The organism is Marinomonas alcarazii, assembly GCF_003208215.1.
Taxonomy (GTDB): domain Bacteria; phylum Pseudomonadota; class Gammaproteobacteria; order Pseudomonadales; family Marinomonadaceae; genus Marinomonas; species Marinomonas alcarazii.
In genome coordinates, this window is the sequence record NZ_QKLW01000002.1 from 476560 (window position 1) to 498505 (window position 21946).

At 43.2% G+C, this 21946-nt stretch carries 18 protein-coding genes; 4 read left to right on the forward strand and 14 right to left on the reverse strand.

Going from position 1 to position 21946, the window contains the following annotated elements; all coding sequences use genetic code 11:
* Window positions 1-11: 11 nt before the first annotated feature.
* Both DFP75_RS07085 and DFP75_RS07090 read right to left on the reverse strand, forming a co-directional pair.
* Entirely contained in the window at window positions 12-809 is a 798-nt protein-coding gene (locus tag DFP75_RS07085; RefSeq protein ID WP_110573690.1) for an ATP-binding cassette domain-containing protein, read from the reverse strand.
* 53 nt (window positions 810-862) lie between these two features.
* Window positions 863-2020: an ABC transporter permease gene (locus DFP75_RS07090; protein ID WP_245926998.1), complete on the reverse strand. Its 1158-nt coding sequence runs from the start codon at window positions 2018-2020 to the stop codon at window positions 863-865.
* Window positions 2021-2490: 470 nt separating this feature from the next.
* Between DFP75_RS07090 and DFP75_RS07095 the strand changes: the two genes are divergently transcribed.
* Both DFP75_RS07095 and DFP75_RS07100 read left to right on the forward strand, forming a co-directional pair.
* The gene (locus tag DFP75_RS07095; protein WP_181417005.1) at window positions 2491-3450 is read left to right on the forward strand and encodes a sugar ABC transporter substrate-binding protein; all 960 of its coding nucleotides are present in this window, start codon (window positions 2491-2493) and stop codon (window positions 3448-3450) included.
* A 131-nt stretch (window positions 3451-3581) separates the two neighbouring features.
* Window positions 3582-4442, forward strand: coding sequence for a MurR/RpiR family transcriptional regulator (locus tag DFP75_RS07100; protein ID WP_110573692.1), 861 nt, complete (start codon window positions 3582-3584; stop codon window positions 4440-4442).
* Here the strand turns inward: DFP75_RS07100 and DFP75_RS07105 are convergent.
* From DFP75_RS07105 to katG, 3 genes are all read right to left on the reverse strand, one after another.
* Window positions 4439-4858, reverse strand: a complete 420-nt coding sequence (locus DFP75_RS07105; protein WP_110573694.1) for a GNAT family acetyltransferase — start codon at window positions 4856-4858, stop codon at window positions 4439-4441. The two genes, DFP75_RS07100 and DFP75_RS07105, sit on opposite strands and share 4 nt — an antisense overlap.
* 16 nt (window positions 4859-4874) lie before the next feature.
* Entirely contained in the window at window positions 4875-5342 is a 468-nt protein-coding gene (locus DFP75_RS07110; RefSeq protein WP_110573696.1) for a DUF2127 domain-containing protein, read from the reverse strand.
* A 178-nt stretch (window positions 5343-5520) separates the two neighbouring features.
* Entirely contained in the window at window positions 5521-7719 is a 2199-nt protein-coding gene (katG, locus tag DFP75_RS07115) for a catalase/peroxidase HPI (RefSeq protein WP_110573698.1), read from the reverse strand.
* Between the two features lie 240 nt (window positions 7720-7959).
* Between katG and codA the strand changes: the two genes are divergently transcribed.
* Both codA and DFP75_RS07125 read left to right on the forward strand, forming a co-directional pair.
* Window positions 7960-9207, forward strand: a complete 1248-nt coding sequence (codA, locus tag DFP75_RS07120) for a cytosine deaminase (RefSeq protein ID WP_110573700.1) — start codon at window positions 7960-7962, stop codon at window positions 9205-9207.
* A 314-nt stretch (window positions 9208-9521) separates the two neighbouring features.
* Window positions 9522-11459: a methyl-accepting chemotaxis protein gene (locus DFP75_RS07125; RefSeq protein ID WP_245926999.1), complete on the forward strand. Its 1938-nt coding sequence runs from the start codon at window positions 9522-9524 to the stop codon at window positions 11457-11459.
* 69 nt (window positions 11460-11528) lie between these two features.
* On the opposite strand, the gene DFP75_RS07130 is transcribed toward DFP75_RS07125, so the two are convergent.
* From DFP75_RS07130 to DFP75_RS07170, 9 genes are all read right to left on the reverse strand, one after another.
* A complete protein-coding gene (locus DFP75_RS07130) occupies window positions 11529-11948 on the reverse strand; it encodes a hypothetical protein (RefSeq protein ID WP_110573704.1) in 420 nt (139 codons plus the stop codon).
* A gap of 124 nt (window positions 11949-12072) precedes the next feature.
* Window positions 12073-13041 carry a D-2-hydroxyacid dehydrogenase family protein gene (locus DFP75_RS07135; RefSeq protein ID WP_110573706.1) on the reverse strand — a complete coding sequence of 323 codons (969 nt, stop codon included), beginning with the start codon at window positions 13039-13041 and terminating at the stop codon, window positions 12073-12075.
* Window positions 13042-13248: 207 nt separating this feature from the next.
* Window positions 13249-14424, reverse strand: a complete 1176-nt coding sequence (gene fadA, locus DFP75_RS07140) for an acetyl-CoA C-acyltransferase FadA (RefSeq protein WP_110573709.1) — start codon at window positions 14422-14424, stop codon at window positions 13249-13251.
* Window positions 14425-14451: 27 nt separating this feature from the next.
* On the reverse strand, window positions 14452-16602 hold the full coding sequence (fadB, locus tag DFP75_RS07145) for a fatty acid oxidation complex subunit alpha FadB (protein WP_110573711.1): 2151 nt from the start codon (window positions 16600-16602) through the stop codon (window positions 14452-14454).
* Between the two features lie 120 nt (window positions 16603-16722).
* Entirely contained in the window at window positions 16723-17652 is a 930-nt protein-coding gene (locus DFP75_RS07150) for an electron transfer flavoprotein subunit alpha/FixB family protein (RefSeq protein WP_110573714.1), read from the reverse strand.
* The gene (locus tag DFP75_RS07155) at window positions 17649-18401 is read right to left on the reverse strand and encodes an electron transfer flavoprotein subunit beta/FixA family protein (RefSeq protein ID WP_110573715.1); all 753 of its coding nucleotides are present in this window, start codon (window positions 18399-18401) and stop codon (window positions 17649-17651) included. Before DFP75_RS07155 ends, DFP75_RS07150 begins: the two co-directional genes overlap by 4 nt.
* A 425-nt stretch (window positions 18402-18826) precedes the next feature.
* Complete coding sequence (locus DFP75_RS07160; RefSeq protein ID WP_110573717.1) at window positions 18827-19579, reverse strand: enoyl-CoA hydratase-related protein; 753 nt, start codon at window positions 19577-19579, stop codon at window positions 18827-18829.
* Window positions 19579-20139 (reverse strand): DUF2889 domain-containing protein, encoded by a 561-nt coding sequence (locus tag DFP75_RS07165; RefSeq protein ID WP_110573719.1) that lies wholly within the window; start codon window positions 20137-20139, stop codon window positions 19579-19581. Before DFP75_RS07165 ends, DFP75_RS07160 begins: the two co-directional genes overlap by 1 nt.
* A gap of 37 nt (window positions 20140-20176) precedes the next feature.
* Window positions 20177-21871, reverse strand: coding sequence for an AMP-binding protein (locus DFP75_RS07170; protein WP_110573721.1), 1695 nt, complete (start codon window positions 21869-21871; stop codon window positions 20177-20179).
* Window positions 21872-21946 lie beyond the last annotated feature (75 nt).

Sequence of the window (21946 nt, forward strand, 5' to 3'; positions counted from 1 at the left end):
GATGTCGTCCCTTATGCGGTGGCATCCAAACGGCTAAATTCTTCCAGCTCCGCCGTAAGTTCATCCAACTCTTGGCCGCCTGCCATCATTTCCAGTACGTCTTCGCGGCTCACTTCAGATTTCATAAAGGAACCTAGGCTCTGCCCACGATTCAATAATGTAAAACGATCGGCAATGGGATAAGCATGATGAACGTTGTGAGTAATCAAAATCACCGCTAAGCCTCGGGCTTTGGCTTTCGCGACAACTTTCAAAACATTGGCAGATTGCTTCACACCAAGGGCCGCAGTGGGTTCATCTAGGATCAAAACCTTGGCACCAAAGTGAATCGCACGAGCAATCGCTAAACACTGCCTTTCCCCCCCTGACATAGTGCCAATCGCTTGGGAAGGGTCACGGACATTAATGCCCATTTCGGCCATGCCTTTTTGAGCAATTTGATTAGCGGTTTCAATATCAAAACGCTTAAAAATCCCGCGCCCTTTGGTGATTTCTCGCCCCATAAAAAAGTTACGTGTCACACTCATTAAAGGCACTAATGCAAGATCTTGATAAACGGTCGCAATACCTGAATCAAGGGCTTCTACTGGTGATTCGAACACCACTGGTTTGCCTTCAAACAAATACTCACCATCGCTTGGTGCGTGAACACCTGCTAGAGTTTTGATCAAGGTGGATTTACCTGCGCCGTTATCACCTAGCAAACAGTGAACTTCACCCAGTTTCACCTTCATGTCGATGTCTTTGATGGCAATAACTGAACCGAAGTAGCGGCTCACTTTTTTTAATTCAATAATAAATTCGCTCATTTTGTTCTCCTAAATTCTGATTCTAAAAAGTCAACTCGAGTACGGGCTCGCCGCTAATGTCGGGCCTCTGTTACCTTTTTACGAATGTAGTTATTGAACAAAACCGCGATTAACAACATGGCTCCCAAAAACACGCGGAACCAATCTGAATCGATACCGGTGAAGAAGATGCCCATTTGTACGACACCAAAGATCAAGGCGCCAAAACACGCACCAATGACTGAACCATAACCACCGGTCAGTAACGCACCACCGATGACCACAGCAATAATGGCTTCGAACTCTTTTAAAACACCGCGGTCAGCGGATGCGGAACCAAATTCAAACACCTGACAAGCCGCGTAAACCGTTGCGGTGAATGCCGTAAACATGAACAAAGAGATTTTGACCTTATCAACTGGCACGCCAACGTTTCGCGCCGCTTTGTCATCGCCACCCGTCGCAAAAATCCAGTTACCGTATTTCGTACGCAATAGAACCCAACTTGCAACGACGGCTAGGAATACACACCAGACAATCACCATTGGAATACCTTCAACCACTGGAGTGCCATCATCGTAAGAACTAATCAAGCCAATATTGGCGAACCAGGTAAACAGGCTTTTACCAATGACACCGCCAAACACCGCGGCGAGCCAATCTCCATCGGCGTATTTGTCGATACCGCCCACGATGGTGCGATTAGTGAATAGAATAGAAAGCGCGATGGTCAAACCACGCAACATGAAAAGGAATGCAAGACTCACAATAAAAGAAGGCAAACCAGTCTTAACAACTATGTAGCCATTCAGAAAACCAATTAGCATGGCACCAGCAAAAGCAAAAAGAATCGCTCCCCAGATTGGCCACCCCCAATAAACAGCCGGAATCGTCATCATCATGCCAGCAAAACCAATCATCGAACCAATCGACAAATCAAACTCGCCTGCAATCATCAATAGGCAGGCACTAATAGCAATCAAACCTAATTGTGCTGATACGGTTGTCCAGTTTATGATGCCATCGGAGGCAAACATGCCGGAATCCCCTGCGGTGATAAAAAAGAAAACAAACACTAATAATGCACCAGAAATCGCCCCAAATTCAGGCCGATGCAACAACCGCTTCCACGTGGGAACCTTGCGAACTCGTTCATCTCCAGCTGATTTTTCTTCTCTTGATTTATCTTCTGCCATTTTAGATAAATCAACCGATTGAGTTTGATCAGTCATAGCGTCACACCTTACTTTTTATAGTTATTTTTTTGTGATTTCTAAACATGTTTAGCGAGCAGCTTACTTGCCTAACAACTCGTTACGTCTCTTACTTCTCGTACAAATTGCTCTTTAGTAGCGTACTCAGTAACACGATAGAGCTTAATGTCTTTTCATTTCAACAATGGAACCATAATAGAATATTTATTTCATTCTATTCAATAGACAAAATAAAAATTTACATTAAATACAAAATAAATTGCCCAAAAAACATCAGAAAGTCTTTATAAAATGAAAATAAAACCATAAAAAACAATTAACTATCTAAAAACATTCATTGCAGAATAAAAAATTTCGAAATATTGCAATTATGAAACATTCATTCTAAAATCATTCCAATTCTGCTCAAAAATAGATCAGAGTTAGAATTTGCTAAATCCAAAAATAAGTAATAACAAAAATAATTAAACGAAACGGAGATAGTCGTAATGAAGAAATTCCTGAAGAAAGGTACAGCCATACTCGTCGCCGGCGCTGCGACTCTAGGCGTTATGTCCATGCCCACAGCGGCTCACGCTGAAGGTGAACGTTATGTGTTCATTTCCCATGCACCTGATTCTGATTCTTGGTGGAACGTGATCAAGAATGCAGTGAAGCAAGCCGCTTCCGACATGAATGTCACCGTTGAATACCGTAACCCGCCAACCGGCGATTTAGCCGATATGGCAAGAATCGTCGAACAAGCCGTTGCGACTAACCCTGATGGTATTGTGCTTTCTATTGCAGATTTCGATACCTTGGAAGGACCTCTAGAAAGGGCCTCTAAAAAAGGCATTCCTTTCATTACCATGAACTCCGGTACACTGGAACAATCTAAGGCATTAGGCGCGTTGCTCCATGTAGGGCAACCTGAGTTTGCCGCTGGATTCGGGGCAGGCCAACGCGCGAAAAAGCAAGGAGTGAAATCCTTCTTATGTGTTAACCACTATATTACCAACCCTGCGTCTGTTGAGCGCTGCATGGGCTTTGCTAAAGGCTTAGGCGTTGAGCTTGGTAACCAGATGATTGACGCTGGATCCGATCCAACCAACGTGGAAACCAAAGTATCAGCTTACCTCCGTAAGAACCCAAATACCGAAGCAATCCTTACCTTAGGGCCAACATCAGCTCACCCGACATTGCGAGCACTAGAAAAAAATCGCAATATCAAAAACATTTACTTCGGAACGTTTGATTTAAGCGGGCAAATTTCGGCAGCGATCAAAGATGGTAAAATTAACTTTGCTATTGACCAACAGCCGTACTTACAAGGTTACTTACCTATCAGCTTCTTAACGCTTTACACTCGTTACGGTTTGATTCCGAGTAACGATGTAAACTCAGGTCCTGGCTTCATTACCAAAGACAACATAGAACTCGTTGAAAAATATGCTGGGGAATTCCGTTAATATAATTTATTGACAAAAGCTGGGGTCGTGAACGACCTCAGCATCGCCTCTCGGCAAGTATTTATCATAAAAAATCGCTATAATGCGAATCATTGAATACATAGTTAGATCACAATTTTAGGAGCCACTGTTTGGGCGCACCAACTTCTCTTGACCAATTACAGCAAGCCATTAGTCGGAACTACGATGATTTAAGCAAACGCTTACAACAAGTAGCACGCTTTTTACTAGAGCACCCCAATACTGTCGCTTTAGAAACGGTGGCAAGTCTCGCAGAACAATGTGATGTGCCTCCTTCGACCCTCGTTCGTTTTGCAGCGGCTTTTGAATACAATGGCTTTAGTGAGATGCAAAACCTTTTTAGACAAGCTCTCGTTGAACAAACATCCAGCTATAGTGAGCGAGTTAAATTGAGCAAAAGCACTGTCAGCACCACGATTGATGCTTCTCACATTCTAGAAGAGTTCAGCAGCAGCAATGCGTTTTCCATGAACCACATGAACCACCACTTCTCACAAGAAATGCTCAATAAAGCGGTCGACCTACTTGAAAACGCTCAAAATATTTATCTCATAGGTTTACGCCGTGCATTCCCAATTTCAAGCTACTTTGCTTACAGCTTAAGACACTTAAATAAAACGACCCACCTTATTGATGGCGGTGGCGGAATGCTCATTGAGCAAGCTAGCAATATTCGAGAAAACGACGTAATCATTGCGACGGCATTTAGCCCTTACGCCAAAGAAACCGTTAATGTCAGCGAATACGCTTTTAAAGCTGGCGCTCAAGTGATCGCCATTACTGACAGCAAAATCAGTCCATTAGCCGCCCTTTCAGACGTTTGTTTTGATGTAAAAGAAGCAGAAGTATTGGGATTTCGTTCCCTCACTTCCTCTATGACATTGGCGCAAACCTTACTCGTCGCTTTGGCGTATAGACTAAACAGCGATGGCAAAATGGGAGACACCAAACCAATTGAGTGGCAACATTAATTGTCGTTTTCGAAGCGCTTTCCTAAGCTGACAACTTGGTCATTGCCGTAACCAATCGCGTTGTAAAATGCGATGACGGTTTGATTCGTATTACGCACTTGCAAATTAATTTTAGGACAACCTTTGGCTAAGATTAACCCTTCAACTGCTTTCATAATGGTTTGTCCATAGCCTTTTCTTTGATGATCTGGACTAACGGCCAAATAATTAATCCAGCCACGATGACCTTCATAACCTCCCATTACTGTAGCAACCACTTCATTGCCGACGACACCTACGAGAAACAAATCGGCATCTACCTTCAACTTGCGATCAATATCTTTATTAGGATCGTTCTGAGGAGCCACTAAACCACATTGATTCCATAGAGCAATCACTACTTTTCTGTCTTGTTCTTCATATGGGCGAATATTCATAACATTCAAAGACCTTCTATTTAGTCATGATCGATAATGCCTTCTCACCTCGCTTTAGGACCCAATACAAGTAAGCCACAACGATTAAATTAAACAACAATATCGCAAAGTTAACATGGCTAGGGTTTTGGTAGATAGCATGTAATTCAAAAGGCAGATAGAGTGAGCCGCTAACGAAAGCGAACCATTCCGTCCATCTCAGCTTATGCCATAACCCATAGGCAATAACAAAACGAAAACAGGAATACATAAGGGCTACGGTGATCACTAACACTTGATCTTGCTGAGTCAATTTTTCGATAAAGTTTAAGGATAAATTCACATAGTAATTGTTTGGTGATATGGGCCAGTTTTGCATTAGCTGGGCCGCAAGATGATGAAGGTCCTGCTTAGCGATAGCATTGACACTTAGCGCTAAACATAGAGCCAGCAGACCTTTTACGCCATCGACCACCGCAATTGCTTTTAAGCCTTCAAACTTCATAAAAACGTCTCTCGAAAATAATCAGAGTACTAAAATTGAATGACAAAAAAGTGATTACTTTATGTATTTTGCTTAAGCTCAATAACAGACAAGTCTCTTTGCAATAAAAAAACCCCGCAATCCTGTTGTCAGGAAGCGGGGTTGGGTGTTGGTAACACCAATAAATGAAACTAAGAGATTAAGCTAGATCGAAACGATCCAACTCCATTACTTTGGTCCATGCTGCAATAAAGTCTTTCACAAAACGTTCTTGTGAATCAGAGCAAGCATACACCTCGGCAATAGCACGAAGCTGAGAGTTAGAACCAAACACAAGATCCGCACGTGTTGCAGTCCATAGTATCTTACCAGTTGTACGGTCACGGCCTTGGAACTCTTGCTCTTCTTCAGAAGTAGCAAACCATTTGGTTCCCATATCCAACAAATTCACAAAGAAATCATTGCTTAGAACTTCTGGTTGCTTCGTCAACACACCATGCTGGGATTGACCAGTATTGGCATTCAAGACACGTAGACCACCTAACAGAACTGTCATCTCTGGCGCTGAAAGCGTTAACAATTGCGCTCTATCTATCAGCATTTCTTCGGCAGATACCGTGTACTTGCCTTTCAAGTAATTACGGAAGCCATCCGCAACAGGCTCAAGGAAAGCAAAAGAATCCACATCAGTTTGTTCTTGAGACGCATCTGCTCGGCCTGCTGTAAATGGTACAGTCACATTATGACCCGCTGCTTTTGCCGCTTGCTCAACCCCAACCGAACCACCTAAAACAATTAAATCAGCAATAGACACTTGTTTAGTTGAATTTTGGCTATTGAACTGTGCTTGAATTCCTTCTAATACAGACAAGACTTTAGCAAGCTCTTCCGGCTGGTTTACAGCCCAATCTTTTTGCGGTGCTAAACGAATACGAGCACCATTGGCACCGCCACGCATATCTGAACCACGGTAAGTCGATGCAGACGCCCAAGCCGTTGATACCAACTGAGCAACGCTCAAGCCTGATGCTTGGATTTTTGCTTTCAGATCGGCAATATCCTGATCGTTAACACTCTCGTAAGTCACCGCCGGAATCGGATCCTGCCAGACTAATTCTTCTTGTGGTACTAAAGGCCCAAGGTAACGAGACACAGGCCCCATATCACGATGAGTCAATTTGTACCAAGCTCGTGCAAAGGCATCAGCTAGCTGATCAGGGTTCTCATAAAAGCGTTTCGAAATTGGCGCGTAAATTGGATCATCACGTAATGCCAAATCCGATGTAAACATCACGGGCGCATGGCGTTTAGAGGAATCATGAGCATCTGGAACAGAGTTCGCTGCCGCACCGTCTTTTGGTGTCCACTGCCAAGCGCCAGCAGGGCTCTTAGTTAATTCCCAATCGTATTCAAACAAGTTTTCAAAGTAACCGTTGTCCCAAGCAATTGGGCTCTTCGTCCAAGCCCCTTCAAGACCACTTGAAATCGTATCGGCACCTTTACCTGTACCCATAGAATTATTCCAACCAAAACCTTGCTCCGCGATACCTGCAGCTTCTGGGTCAGCACCCACTTGGGCGGCATCACCTGCACCGTGTGCTTTACCAAAAGTATGACCACCAGCGATCAAAGCAACCGTTTCTTCATCGTTCATCGCCATACGACCAAAAGTGTCACGAATATCACGAGCTGAAGCTAATGTATCAGGCTTACCGTCTGGACCTTCTGGGTTAACATAAATTAGACCCATTTGTACGGCAGCCAATGGATTTTCTAGCTCTCGGTCGCCAGTATAACGCTCGTCATCCAGCCAAGTTTTTTCTGTTCCCCAGTAAATGTCTTCTTCTGGTTGCCATACGTCAACGCGACCACCAGCAAAACCGAAGGTTTTAAAACCCATGGATTCTAAAGCACAGTTACCTGCTAATATCATCAAATCTGCCCAAGAAATCTTACGGCCGTATTTCTGTTTAATAGGCCAAAGTAAGCGGCGTGCTTTATCTAAGTTAACGTTATCTGGCCAGCTATTTAAGGGGGCAAAACGTTGAGTACCTGACGTCGCTCCGCCACGGCCATCTGCAGTACGATATGTACCCGCGCTGTGCCAAGCCATACGAATGAAAAATGGACCATAATGTCCGTAATCTGCAGGCCACCAGTCTTGGGAGTCTGTCATCAGGGCATACAAATCTTGGCGCAAGGCTTCAAGGTCTAAACTATTAAATTCTTTGGCATAATCGAAATCTTCGCCCATTGGGTTAGATTTCGGGGAATGCTGATGCAAAATATTCAAATTTAGCTGATTCGGCCACCAGTCTTTATTAGATGTACCACGGCCGGATGACTGATTTGCGCCTGCGGCACCATGATTAAAAGGACACTTACCTTCATTAGACATAACGCTCTCTCCTGCTTGCTGCTTAGAACATTTTATTTTTCAATAACGCTTGATTGACTATAGTTATAAACTTAAAAATAGTAAGTAACTAATAAATAAAAACTAAGGAGATAATAGTCTAGACCATCATCTGCAGCCTAATTTATAGCTGAGGAATACAATTTACCCATAACAATAACAGCTTAAATGGGTAATATTACAACTTATCTTCTTTGCACTAAGTAATCACTGAGGCCTTTTATGCACATCATTAACGCCCGTTTACGCCAGCGTCCAGAACTCTTTTCTATTCATATTGATCAGGGCCAGTTCAGTAAAATTGAAACTCAACAGGACACATTAGTAGCATCAGGAGATACCATCGACGCTAGTGGAAATCTAGTCTGTGCGCCTTTTGTTGAGCCACATATTCATCTGGATGCAGCATTAACAGCAGGTGAACCAGAATGGAATCAAAGCGGTACTTTATTCGAAGGTATTGAACGCTGGAGCCAACGTAAGCCAATGCTAAACAAAGCCGATATACGTCGCCGAGCGTTATCAACTATTGAGCTTCTGGTGCAAAACGGGGTGCAGGCGATTCGAACTCATGCAGATACGACCGACCCGACCTTGATAGGCGTTCGTACTCTTTGTGAGATTCGTGATGAGCTAAAAGACAAAATCGATTTGCAAGTGGTTGCCTTTCCCCAAGATGGCATGCTGTCGTACCCAAATGGCCTAAAGCTAATGGAAGAAGCGTTAGAGATTGGCGTCGATGTGGTCGGTGGTATTCCTCATTTTGAATACACTCGTGAATTGGGAGAGAAGTCCGTCAAAATAATCATTGAGCTGGCGAAAAAATACGACCGCTTGGTTGATGTGCATTGTGATGAAATCGATGATCCAAATTCTCGCTTCTTAGAATTCTTGGCTTTTGAGGCCCTATTCCATGATATGGGATCAAAAGTCACAGCAAGCCATACAACAGCCATGCACTCTTACGACAACGCCTACTGTTCGAAGCTATTTAGATTATTGAAGAACTCCGGCATTAACTTTATCTCTTGCCCAACCGAAAGCATTCACTTGCAGGGGCGTTTTGATACCTACCCGAAACGCCGAGGCGTAACGAGAGTCAAAGAATTACGTGAAGCCGACATTAACGTCTGTCTAGGGCAAGACTCGATCTTCGACCCTTGGTATTCACTGGGTAATGGCAAGCTGCTTAGAACCTTAGATTACGCCATGCACATCTGCCAAATGATGGGTTATCAAGACTATGCCCGCGCACTGGACATGATCACAGACAACAGCGCCAAAACCATGTGCTTACAAGGTTATGGTATTGAAGTGGGTAATGCCGCAAACTTTATTTTACTGGAAGGACATGACGATTACAGTGTACTGCGCCGTCAAGGTGAGGTATTACTTTCTGTGCGCCATGGCAATGTTATTATGGAACGCAAACCGTCTGAGGTAATCACTCAACCTTGGCTTACAGAGTAAAAGTGCGTCATTAATTAAAAAAATCAATCAAATTGAAAATAGGTGGCAAAGGCCTTCATAACCACCTATTTTACTTCATTCAAACTTTTTTCAGCCTAAAAAACCATAATGAATAAATATGTTCATTTAGTTCAAAAAGTAACCATTATTTTTTTGCGCTAATCAACTTCCTTTCCTAGACTTCAATCATCTTAAGGATTGATAAAGGATTACAAATGCGCATCCACTCTATTCGAATCAAGATGATGCTCCCCATCGTCTTTCTTTCCATTATTCTAATATCTCTTTTTGTTTTTATGATGCTAATGAGTAGCATGCAAAAAAATAATATGAAGCAGCAAGCAGAGCATTATTTTGAGGCGATCTCAGAGGTATTAAACGCAGATAGAGATATTTACCAAGCCAGATTAGCTCAGGAAAAAATGCTCGATGGTGAAGGTCCAAAAGAAACAGACGAAGCAGATTTTAGAGAGAACGCCCAACAAGTATTCGATCGCTTTCAACTTTACAAACAATATCTGGAAAATGAGCCAAAAGACCTCCTCACGCCTTTCGAGTCATTCAACACACTTTACAATGAATGGCTAAATTCAAGTGAAAAACTCATTTCAACCTCCAAAGGCAGCATGCAATTTTCAGAGAAGATGATGAGTTTAGATAAAAAATTCGCCGTTATTCGTAATATGCTTGATGAAGCAGGCGAACGATTAAGAGAGCACATTCAAGATTCGAAAGATGAAATTGACTCAGCCGAAGAACTTAATACTTATGTAGAAGCGATAACAGAAGTATTAAATGCAGACAGAGACTTGTATCAAGCACGCTTAGCCCAACAAAAAATCGTCAACCATGTTGGAAATAGTAAAGAAAATAAAGATGAGTTTAATATAAATGCGAGCCAGGCTTTAGAAAGATTTAGAGCCTACCGTGGACATCTAGTGGATGAACCACAATTAACACAAGCTTATAGCAAGTTTGATGTATTATTTGATGAATGGTTTCAAGAAAGTCTTGTTCATTTAGATTCACCTGAAGCTCAAATCTCTAACAAACTCCCTCAAGAGATTATTGATGCAGACACAAAATTCGAGGCAATTCGTAGCCTACTAGATAGCGCAGGAAACGCTGTAAGAAAGCACTCTAGAGAAATAGAAGCTAAGAACGTAAAAGCGATTTCCAATAACCAAAGAATTGCCATGATAATTACCGCTATTGCTTTTGTCATTGCATTGCTACTTGGTTACTTTATCCCTCTAAAAATAACCAAAAACGTTGAAAATATGGCCCTACGCATACGCGAAATTGCGGAAGGTGACGGTGATTTAACACAACGAATCGACTCTACATCTAAAGATGAACTCGGAGATTTAGCCAAAGAGTTTGATGGCTTTGTAGAACAACTTCGCTCAATCATTAGCAACATTCATAAACAATCATCCGCTCTTGGCAGCATGACGACCGAATTAAAAAACGCCTCAGACACGACCAACAACATTACTCATGCGCTAGTGAATGCCTCAACCTCTATGATAAGCGCAGGGCAAGAAATGAATATAGCAAACCAACAAATGGCAGAAGTAGCAAAAGACACAGAAACAGAAGCCACAACGTCTAGCCAATTAACAGCAAAAGGAATTCAAGCTGTAAATACTTCCCATACCGCCATCTCTAGCCTTATTAGTGATATTGAGGAATCCTTAAAACGAGCCGATCAGCTTGAAAAAAGCTCAGAAAATATTTCATCCGTTCTTGAAGTCATTAGAAACATTGCTGAACAAACCAACTTGCTTGCATTAAACGCCGCCATTGAAGCAGCGCGAGCAGGCGAACAAGGTCGAGGATTTGCGGTTGTTGCCGATGAAGTTCGAACCCTAGCAACACGTACTCAAAACAGCACTGATGAAATAGAAACTATTATCGAACAACTTAAAATGAACGTGAAAGAATCTTCTATTGCGACTCAAAATAGCCGTAGTAATGCAGACCACACTGCATCAAACTTTGAACAAGTAATCAGCATATTTGACTCGCTGAATACATCATTCGAAAAAGTACAACAAATGGCTTCAAAAACAGCGCAAGCGACACTTGAACAGGCCGCATTATCAGACGGCATTAACCAAAGCCTTGTCCAACTAAAGGAACAAACAGATGGTGTTAAAGATGTCTCTGCTCTAATAAAAACACAGTCCACACAGATAACAGATTTGTATAAAACCCTCAACAGTGAAGTTGGTAATTTTAAAGTCTAGCGCGAGAGTAGATAAGATACTAAACCGCCTCTTGCTCTTTAATCCCCCTTAAAGAGCAAGACGGTGAACCTATTTATCTATTGGACAGTTTTCCATACCGACACGATAAGTCGAGACAGAGCCCATCCCAGAAAACTTACGGAACGCGTTAAAAGCGTCGTAACTAGGTTTGTAGCTCACAGTATAATTCATGTTTATTTGCGAGCCATAATTACCGCAACAGTTAGGGCTTACAGATGCATCTTGGCTGATGACTTGAAAGCCTTCTAGATTATTGTCTTTACCAAAAGCAATTAACTCCTCGGTTTTTGCTTTATAGATTGCGCCAACATCTACATCCGCATTAGGCTGAAGATTTTCCATATAAGAAAAAGACGTTATATCTTTGACATCGCATACAGGTTCTTCAGAAACATCTTGAGCAACGAGCAAGTTAGAAAAAAGTACAGCGGGCACGGCTAACAGCAGCGCTGATGGAAGAGCTTTCATATGAAACATCCTATGTGATTTAAAATATCCATTGAAGTCATGATGACTCATGACTTCAGTTGATTAAAACATTTGCCGAACAGGCTAATGACAGCTTAGATAATAGCATTAATCGAACTTAACTTTATGAAGTAGCGACCAAATTTTCTGCTTTACCATTGGCAAAAGCCACAACATTTTCAAACGCAATTTTGAAGTAAAGCTCGTAACTGGCTTTTTCAACATAACCAATATGCGGAGTGCAAAGCACATTTGGTAAAGACAACAAAGGTTCATTTTCTAACGTGGCAGGCTCACTTTCAAATACGTCGACAGCCGCTCGTTTACTCGGGTTAGCCAGCATTTCTGCATACAAGGCACCGCTTTCAATTAGTTCTGCTCGGCTGGTATTTACTAACAAAGAGTCAGACTTCATCAAAGCCAAATCCGCCTGCGTCACAATGCCTTTAGTTGCCTCATTGAGTCGCAAATGCAAGGTAATAATATCTGCCGTTTGAAAGAAAGCCGCTTTCGATTCAGCAGCAAGGAAACCATGCTCCTTAGCCAAGGATCTTGAGCTTTCACTTCCCCATACAAGCACTTTCATTCCAAAGGCATTCGCGTATTGCGCGATACGTTGACCTATTTTGCCATACCCCCAAATCCCCAGAACAGACCCGTTTAATACTCGTCCCAATCCCAAGGAGCCAGACTGCTGCCAATGACCTTGTGAAAACTGAGAAACATATTCGGGAATATGTCGACTTGCCGACATAATCAAACCCCAACATAACTCAGACGGAGCAACCGGTGAACCAATACCTTCTGCCACAGCCACACCGTATTTGTGGCACAGCTTGACATCAATGTGATTGCTAATCTTCCCTGTTTGGCTAATCAGTTTTAAATTCGGTAAGTTAGCCAGCAACTCTTCAGAAATGACCGTACGTTCACGTATCAAAACCAGCGCATCGAAATCTTTTAAATTGGCAACCAAATCACTGACGCTAAGAAAGGTTTCATTAAAAACATGCACATCATGGCCTTTTAAAACATCAAAACATGCCAAGTCTTTAACGCTATTTTGATAATCATCTAATATTGCTACTTTCACAAAACATTCCTCGTTCAGTCACACGAAACCGCTTGGTTATTGGCACTTATCATCAACCAGTATCGTACAAAACACCAGAGCAAAAAAAGCCCCGCACATAGCGGGGCTAAAGACAGAAATTACCATTTCAGACTAATTAAAGCCCTTCCTCGACGTCATGAATGAAGCCGAGACAAGGCAAAACAGACAAGCACAATAGTCGTCTATTTATACGCGCTCAAAGACAGTCGCAATACCCTGCCCCATACCAATACACATGGTAGCAAGGCCAACCGTCGCGTCTTTATCACGCATTACATTTAGCAATGTCGTAGAGATACGTGTACCTGAACAGCCAAGCGGATGACCAAGAGCAATCGCACCACCATTCAAGTTCACTTTATCATCGACAAGATCTAGTAGACCCAAATCTTTCAGTACAGGGATAGACTGGGCTGCAAATGCCTCGTTTAGCTCAACGACCTCAATATCATCGATCGTCAAACCTGCACGCTTCAATGCTTTCTTAGTTGCAGGTACCGGTCCATAACCCATAATCGCAGGATCACAACCCGCTACCGCCATGCTACGCACTTTAGCGATTGGCGTTAAACCCAGTTCTTCGGCTTTCTTCGCAGACATCATCAACATGGCCGATGCACCATCCGACAAAGCCGAAGACGTACCCGCTGTTACTGTACCAACTTTTGGCATGAAAACAGGCTTCAACCCTGCCAAAGATTCCATAGAGGTTTCAGGGCGAATGACTTCATCCACTTCCACTAGGATCTTATTGCCATCCGCATCGTGCCCTTCAATTGATACGATTTCATTATTAAAACGACCTTGCAAAGTCGCTTCATGAGCAAGACGATGTGAACGCACGGCAAAGGCATCTTGGTCTTCACGGCTCACGCCGTGCATTTTACCTAGCATTTCCGCCGTCACCCCCATCATCATGGAGGCTTTCGCCATATGTTTAGACAATGCAGGGTTAACATCTACGCCGTGCATCATATTGACGTGTCCCATGTGCTCGACACCACCAACAACAAACACATCTCCTTGGCCTGTCATAATAGCCTGAGCTGCCGTATGGATCGCAGACATAGACGAACCACATAGACGGTTAACGGTTTGTGCCGCCGTGGTTATTGGTAAACCAGCCAACAAAGACACAGCACGGGCCATGTTAAAGCCTTGCTCTAGCGTTTGGTTTACACACCCCCAGATCAAGTCTTCTACGTCTTTTTGATCCACATTCGGGTTACGCTTAAACAACTCTTTTACCAATGCAGCAGATAAATTTTCTGCTCGCACATTACGAAATACACCGTTTTTCGTTTTACCCATTGGTGAGCGAACAGCGTCGATAATGACGACATCATTTGGATTCAGTTTCATGGAAATTCTCCTCTAGCCTATGGGAAATTATGCGCCGTAATAAGTGTCGTTGTTCTTCGCCATTTCACGCATTTTTGCGGTTGGCTCGTACAACTTACCTAAGTGGCTGTATTTGTCTGCAAGGTCACAAAATGCCTGCAGTCCCATTTGGTCTAAGTAGTGCAAAGCACCACCAAGGTATGGAGGGAAACCAATACCGTAAATCAATCCCATATCCGCTTCTGCAGCAGAAGAAACAATGTTTTCTTCTAAACAGCGAACCGTTTCAATGCATAAAGGAATCATCATTCGAGCGACAATATCGTCTTCTGTTAACTCAGAATTAGACGTGATAACAGGTGCTAGCAAATCGTTAATTTCGGCATCAAAAATCTTCTTCGGTTTGCCTTTGCGATCTGCCTCGTAGGTATAAAAACCTTTACCATTTTTCTGACCAAAACGTTCTAGCTCGAACAAGCGATCTACTGCATTTTTGCCTTCATGCTTCATGCGATCAGGGAAACCTTCCGCCATTACTTGATCCGCATGGAATGCCGTATCAACACCCACCACATCAAGCAAATACGCAGGTCCCATCGGCCAGCCAAATTTCTCCATGGTCTTATCAACCACTTGGAAATCCGCCCCTTCCTGCATCATCAAAGAAAAACCAGCGAAATAAGGAAACAATACACGGTTTACTAAGAATCCAGGGCAGTCATTTACCACAACAGGTGTTTTACCCATGGCTTGGGCATAAGCAACGGTTTTAGCGATAGCCGCATCACTGGTTTTCTCGCCGCGAATAACCTCTACTAAAGGCATACGATGTACTGGGTTAAAAAAGTGCATACCACAGAAGTTTTCTGGGCGTTTCAAATCTTTTGCCAATTCCGTAATGGAGATCGTTGACGTGTTAGAAGTCAAAATAGCGTCATCGGCGATTTTACTTTCTACTTCAGCCAATACAGACTTTTTGATTTTGACATTTTCAACAACCGCTTCAACCACAAGGTCAACGTGTTCAAATTCGCCATAACTCAGCGCAGGAACAATTGCGTTCATCGCTTTAAACGCTTTTTCAGTCGTTAAACGTCCGCGCTCTACTTGACCATTGAAAAGTTTATTCGCTTCACTCAAGCCTAGTTCTAGGGCTTCTGGGCGAATGTCTTTCATGATAATCGGCGTACCTTTGGAGGCTGATTGATAGGCAACACCACCACCCATAATGCCCGCACCCAATACAGCGGCTTGCTTAACAGGCGTCGCACCTTTCGAGTATTTACCCGCTGTCTTCTTAATTTGTTGATCACTTAGGAATAAGTTAACCAAGGATTTCGCCACTGGACCTTTAGCTAGCTTTACAAAGCCTTTGATTTCAGTATCAAGGGCCTTTTCCATCTCTTGGCTAATGCCTTTTTCAATGGTCTTAATCGCTGCCATTGGCGCAGGATAATGTTTACCCGCTTTCGCTCCGACAACACCACGAACGGATTCAAAGACCATCATTTTTTCAATAGGAGTGAATACCATTGGCGCGCGTAATTCATTACGACGTGCATGATAATCCAGCTTGCCATCCATCACTTGTTGAATGAGGTGACGAGCCGATTCATTCACTTTATCTGCTGCAACCACGGCATCGACAGCACCATCTTTAAAAGCATCTTCGCTGCGCTTCTGGGCACCACCACAAATCCATTCACAGGCATTGTCTGCACCAATTAAACGAGGAAGACGAACTGTACCGCCCCAGCCTGGATAGATGCCGAGCTGAGTTTCTGGCAAACCAATTTTTGCTGTCGTCGCCATAACACGATAATCACAGGCCAAGGCCAACTCCATACCGCCACCAAGTGCAATGCCGTTAATAGCCGCAACTGTCGGGCAACATAAGTTAGAAATGTCGTTAAAGATATTATGAGCATGACGAAGTTTATCGGTTAAATCCTCTTCTTCGAGTTTGAACCAAGAAGTAAATTCCGTAATGTCTGCGCCGACGACAAACACGTCTTTTGCGCTGGCAAAAATAACGCCTTGCAAATCATCAATATGTTTAAGGGCATTAACGGCTTCAGCCAATTCATTCAAGGTTAGACTGTTGAATTTATTAACCGACTCACCGACCAAGTCCAGAGTGACAGTTGCCACGCCGGCATCATCGGCTGCAACCTTGATTGCTTGTCCTTCGAAAATCATGCTGGTCTCCAATTATTTTTATTATGATGACGGTGGTTTTTTTCCCATCGTCACCTGATATTTACACGCTGTTTTTGCTTCTTTTTCAAGCAATACAAACAACCTAGTTTCTACGAACCGTTATAGGCTTTTTTCTAGCTCAGGCACGGCATCGAACAAGTCGGCCACTAAGCCATAATCCGCAACTTGGAAAATTGGCGCCTCTTCATCTTTGTTGATGGCAACAATCACCTTAGAATCTTTCATACCAGCCAAATGTTGGATCGCACCAGAGATGCCAACCGCGATGTACAGATCTGGCGCAACCGTTTTACCCGTTTGGCCTACTTGTAAATCATTCGGTACAAAGCCTGCATCCACCGCTGCACGTGAAGCACCAATGGCTGCACCCAGCTTGTCTGCAATCCCTTCCAACAACTTGAAGTTATCGCCGTTGCCCATCCCTCGACCACCAGAGATAATCACATTCGCCGCGGTCAATTCAGGTCGATCAGATTCAGCCAATTGCTCTTTCACAAAACGGCTACGATCCGATGCAATTACTTGCGAAAGCACCTGACGCTCTGCACTACCGCCCGTACTCGCAGCGGCATCAAAACCCGTAGCTCGAACGGTCAATACTTTGACAGCATCCGTTGTTTTTACCGTCGCAATAGCATTGCCCGCGTAAATTGGACGAACAAACGTATCTGCAGATTCAACTTTGATCACATCAGAGAGCTGAGCTACGTTCAATAATGCAGCCACACGCGGTAACGTATTTTTGCCTGTTGTTGTTGCTGGAGCCAAAATATGTTCATAGCCGTCAGCAACCTCAACGATTAATTTAGAAACATTTTCAGCCAACTGATGTTCATAGGCGGCATTATCAGCAACTAACACTTTAGTTACCCCAGCCACTTGTGATGCTTGCTCAACAACGGTTTGACATTCAAAACCAGCAACCAATAAATGCACGTCCGCGTTAATTTGTGTGGCTGCGGTTACCGTGTTTAACGTCGCAGGCTTTAGAGATTTATTATCGTGTTCTGCAATGATTAAAACGCTCATGACACCACCTTCGCTTCGTTTTTAAGTTTGTCTACTAATTCAGCAACAGAGCCAACTTTAATACCACCAGCACGCTGCGGTGGTGGTGTAACAGAAACGATGCTGACATTAGAACCCACTTCCACACCTAGGTCGGCAGGTGTTTTAACATCCAATGGTTTCTTCTTCGCTTTCATAATATTTGGCAAAGAAGCAAAACGCGGTTCGTTTAGACGAAGGTCTGTCGTAACAACCGCTGGCAAGGTAATCGCTAGAGTTTGCAGACCACCATCAATTTCACGAGTAACCTGAGCTTCCCCGTTTTCAATCACAACTTCTGAGGCAAATGTTGCTTGAGGATAATCCAGTAGCGCGGCCACCATTTGACCCGTCTGATTATTATCAGAATCGATCGCTTGCTTACCCATAATCACTAAGTCCGCAGCTTCTTCTTGTGCCACTTTAGCGATAAGTTTTGCAACCGATAACGAATCCAAACCATCTTCGGCTTCAACTTGAATCGCGCGGTCAGCACCAAGCGCCATCGCTGTACGCAATGTTTCTTGGCAAGATTTTGAACCAACAGACACAACCACGACTTCAGATGCCACCCCTTTTTCTTTTAGGCGTATAGCTTCTTCCACAGCGATTTCACAGAAAGGGTTCATGGACATTTTGACGTTGGTAAGATCGACCGCTGATTGGTCGGGTTTGACGCGAACTTTGACGTTGTAGTCTATGACTCGCTTTACAGATACTAAGATTTTCATAAGCCCCTCGTATTTATTTTTCGATCCTGTTTGATGCATTCAACCAAGGATATTTATTTGGTCGAGATCATGCAGATATTCCTTATCAATAGAACTCTTTATTTAACCTCTATAGTAGTTTGGGAATGCTTTTCATCAATAACAAAAAAGCGCCAGTTAACTGACAAAAATAATCACACATTAATCCGTTAAAGCATAGAGGTTTCAAAAAACAACAATAACAGACAAGATGCTTCTTGAGTTTAGTATGAATTGGAAAAAAAGATTGCAAGTAAAAAGGGACAAAAAAGAGGAACAACTATAAAAGAGTAACAAGGCGCTGATTAAGAAGTATAGGGCCACTATGTTAACAATGAAAATGACCTCCCCTAGGGCAAGGTCACCTTCTGCCTGTTAGTGGCTTCTCTTAAGACAACAAAAAAATGCTATTTATTACGGGACAAAAATGCCATGAAAGCTTGATGCGCTTCAGTTGAACGCAACCGATCTTTGAAAATTCTTCCCTCACGCATCAAAGCCATTTGTACATCGTCTTGGGCTCTGTACTTCAATAAGTCTTTACTCAAAGCCACCGCCTCGACAGGCAACCCTGCCACTTTATTGGCGTAGTGTAGAGCAACGCGATATGCCTCACCCTCTTCACAAAGGTGATTAACCAAACCCATTTCATGAGCTTGTGTCGCATCCACCACTTCTCCAAGTATCAATATTTCAAAGGCTCTTTGATGACCTGCCAATAAAGGCAATAAATGGCTCGATGCTGCTTCTGGTACCAAGCCCAGTTGCACAAAAGGAAACTGCAATCGCGCTTCACGGGAGGCAAGCACCAAATCACAATGCAGTAACATAGTCGCACCAACGCCTACTGCTCTGCCTTCTACACCTGCGATGAGCGGTTTTTTATAACTGGTCAATACCTGCAAGAAAGCCATAATCGCTTCCATTTTCTCAGGTGTTTGAGCAATCTGCACAAATTCATTAATGTCGTTACCCGACGAAAAATCATTCCCTGCACCGTGGATCAAGGTGACTTTTATTTCCGGGTTTGCTTCTGCGCGGCGCAAGGCGTTAGTTAACGCCTGATACATAGCCAAGGTAATCGCATTTTTCTTTTCGACTCGATTGAAACACAGAATCTGCACACCAGACTCAATATTTTCAGTAACAAAATCACTCATTACTGACTCTCCTTTGAAGGTAAATGCAATACTTGCTCTTCGACTAATTTACGTACCATAGGGCCATCTTCTGACCAACCATGACAACTGTTAACTAACTTGGTAAGCGTTGCGGGGACATGCTGAGGGTATTTTTTTCCCAAAGGCTGCCACATGGTTTGAAAAGCAGTGGTTGCGACTACAGGTAATAATTCCAATACATGGGTGCAACCTACTTTCCCACTAAAAGTCTGCTTTATCCAACGGCTCCACCCAGCCTTTATACGAGTTCCTTTCAAAGCTTCGAAGCTGGGTGCGGCACCACCGCAACTGGGAAAGGGAAAAGAATCCATTGAAACAGACACCTCTTTAATTAAAAAGGTGTCGTCTAACGTTAAACAAACCGTAATATCATGGAAAGGGCTGCCTTCTGGCACCAAAGTCCCATCAAATTCACGGTTAACATCATACGGCTTGATATCTTGCATCGTCGCTTCGATGTCCCACAAACCATCATCTCGTAAATAGCCATAGGACTCGATGGTGCGGCGATGCATTAACTTGCGCTTATCCGGCGGCATGCTGCACTCCTACTTTAGTGATCTGCCTAACCAAAGGTTAGGCTTGTTCTTCACGTAAAGCACGACGCAACACTTTACCCACATTGGTTTTCGGTAGTTCTTTACGTACTTCAAAGAACTTAGGCACTTTATAAGCGGCTAAATTTTCCTTACAGTAAAGGCGCAGTTCTTTGGTATCCAATGACTCAACATTGGCTCTCAAAACAACAAAGGCTTTAACCGCTTCACCGGTCTTATCATCCGGCACACCAATGGCTGCCGATTCCAAAATATCTGGGTACGAAGATAGGCAATCTTCTACTTCTGTAGGGTAAACATTAAACCCAGAAACAATAATCATGTCTTTAGCACGATCCACTATCTGCAAGTAGCCATCAGGGTGCTGCATCGCAATATCGCCCGTGATTAAAAAGCCGTCTTCCGTCATCACGTCACGAGTCGCTTCTTCTCGGTTCCAATACCCTTTCATTACCTGAGGGCCACGCACACACAACATGCCTGCTTCACCTTGTGGCAAAGCTTCACCTTCTGTGTTTTGAATCTTGATATCGGTTTCAGCTACAGCAAGTCCAATGGTACCAATGCGCTCTTTGCCAATCGGGTTAAAAGAAACAACTGGGGATGTCTCTGTTAAACCATAACCTTCTACTACTTGGCAGCCAGTTACCTTTTTCCACTCATCTGCAGCAGCATGAGTTAGCGGCATACCACCTGAGCAGGTTAATTTAAGACTGGAGAAATCAAGCTCTTTAAAGCCAGCATTGTTACATAGACCAACAAACAATGTGTTTAATCCAACAAAGCCTGTGAAGCGCCATTTTTTAAGCTCTTTCACGAAGCCTGGCAGATCCCTTGGGTTTGGAATCAATACGCTGTGTGCGCCTTTTTCTAATAAGGTCAAACCATGAATGAGGAAGGCATAAATATGGTACAGAGGAAGCGGAGCAATATAGAGCTCAGTTCGTTCAGCCACAATGGAGCCCAGTCTTGAACCCAACTGGTACATATTGGAGATTAGATTTGCATGAGTCAGCATGGCCCCTTTTGCCACACCGGTTGTTCCGCCAGTATATTGTAAGACGGCAATCTGCTCCGACGACACAGATACTTTAGAGACCGATTTACCTTTTCCTTTTGCCAGCACATCATTCAACATAAGAGCATTAGGAATATGGTAATCAGGCACCATTTTCTTCACATACTTAACAATAGAGTTAACAAGTAAGCGTTTTACAGGAGAATGGAAGTCGGCGATTTCGGTAATAATCACATGTTTTATAGAGGTTTTTGCCAGTATTTTACCGACGTTGTGCGCCATATTTGCAAACACAACCAGTGCTTTTACACCCGCATCATTAAACTGATGCTCCAGCTCTTTCGGTGTATAGAGTGGATTCGTATTTACTACAATCAAACCTGCTTTCATTGCACCAAACAGCACAACTGGGTATTGAATAACATTAGGAAGTTGAACGGCGATTCGATCGCCTGGGACTAAATCGGTTTCATGTTGAAGATAAGCCGCAAATTGATCGGACTTTTCATTCAATTCACCATAAGTGATGGTCCTACCCACACTGGTAAAAGCAGGCAGGTCAGCATATTTTTTCGATGCTAACGCAAGGACATCAGTTAAAGACTCATAACCATTGGGGTTAAGCGATTCGGGTAAGTAGCTGCCTGGCGCTTTTCCAATATTTACGTTGCTATTAGAAGAAGTATCCATTGTCATAAAAAGCTCCATTTGTTTTTTTTATTTAGGAGTTGGGAAGTAACAAAAGCCCAACCGCACAGATGGCAGTTGAGC

Bases quoted from the DNA above. Each gene is read 5' to 3' on its own strand.
- DFP75_RS07085 (WP_110573690.1), bottom strand. From the start codon at position 809: ATGAGCGAATTTATTATTGAATTAAAAAAAGTGAGCCGCTACTTCGGT.
- DFP75_RS07090 (WP_245926998.1), bottom strand. From the start codon at position 2,020: ATGACTGATCAAACTCAATCGGTTGATTTATCTAAAATGGCAGAAGAT.
- DFP75_RS07095 (WP_181417005.1), top strand. From the start codon at position 2,491: ATGAAGAAATTCCTGAAGAAAGGTACAGCCATACTCGTCGCCGGCGCT.
- DFP75_RS07105 (WP_110573694.1), bottom strand. From the start codon at position 4,858: ATGAATATTCGCCCATATGAAGAACAAGACAGAAAAGTAGTGATTGCT.
- DFP75_RS07110 (WP_110573696.1), bottom strand. From the start codon at position 5,342: ATGAAGTTTGAAGGCTTAAAAGCAATTGCGGTGGTCGATGGCGTAAAA.
- katG (WP_110573698.1), bottom strand. From the start codon at position 7,719: ATGTCTAATGAAGGTAAGTGTCCTTTTAATCATGGTGCCGCAGGCGCA.
- codA (WP_110573700.1), top strand. From the start codon at position 7,960: ATGCACATCATTAACGCCCGTTTACGCCAGCGTCCAGAACTCTTTTCT.
- DFP75_RS07125 (WP_245926999.1), top strand. From the start codon at position 9,522: ATGCAAAAAAATAATATGAAGCAGCAAGCAGAGCATTATTTTGAGGCG.
- DFP75_RS07130 (WP_110573704.1), bottom strand. From the start codon at position 11,948: ATGAAAGCTCTTCCATCAGCGCTGCTGTTAGCCGTGCCCGCTGTACTT.
- fadA (WP_110573709.1), bottom strand. From the start codon at position 14,424: ATGAAACTGAATCCAAATGATGTCGTCATTATCGACGCTGTTCGCTCA.
- fadB (WP_110573711.1), bottom strand. From the start codon at position 16,602: ATGATTTTCGAAGGACAAGCAATCAAGGTTGCAGCCGATGATGCCGGC.
- DFP75_RS07150 (WP_110573714.1), bottom strand. From the start codon at position 17,652: ATGAGCGTTTTAATCATTGCAGAACACGATAATAAATCTCTAAAGCCT.
- DFP75_RS07155 (WP_110573715.1), bottom strand. From the start codon at position 18,401: ATGAAAATCTTAGTATCTGTAAAGCGAGTCATAGACTACAACGTCAAA.
- DFP75_RS07160 (WP_110573717.1), bottom strand. From the start codon at position 19,579: ATGAGTGATTTTGTTACTGAAAATATTGAGTCTGGTGTGCAGATTCTG.
- DFP75_RS07165 (WP_110573719.1), bottom strand. From the start codon at position 20,139: ATGCCGCCGGATAAGCGCAAGTTAATGCATCGCCGCACCATCGAGTCC.
- DFP75_RS07170 (WP_110573721.1), bottom strand. From the start codon at position 21,871: ATGACAATGGATACTTCTTCTAATAGCAACGTAAATATTGGAAAAGCG.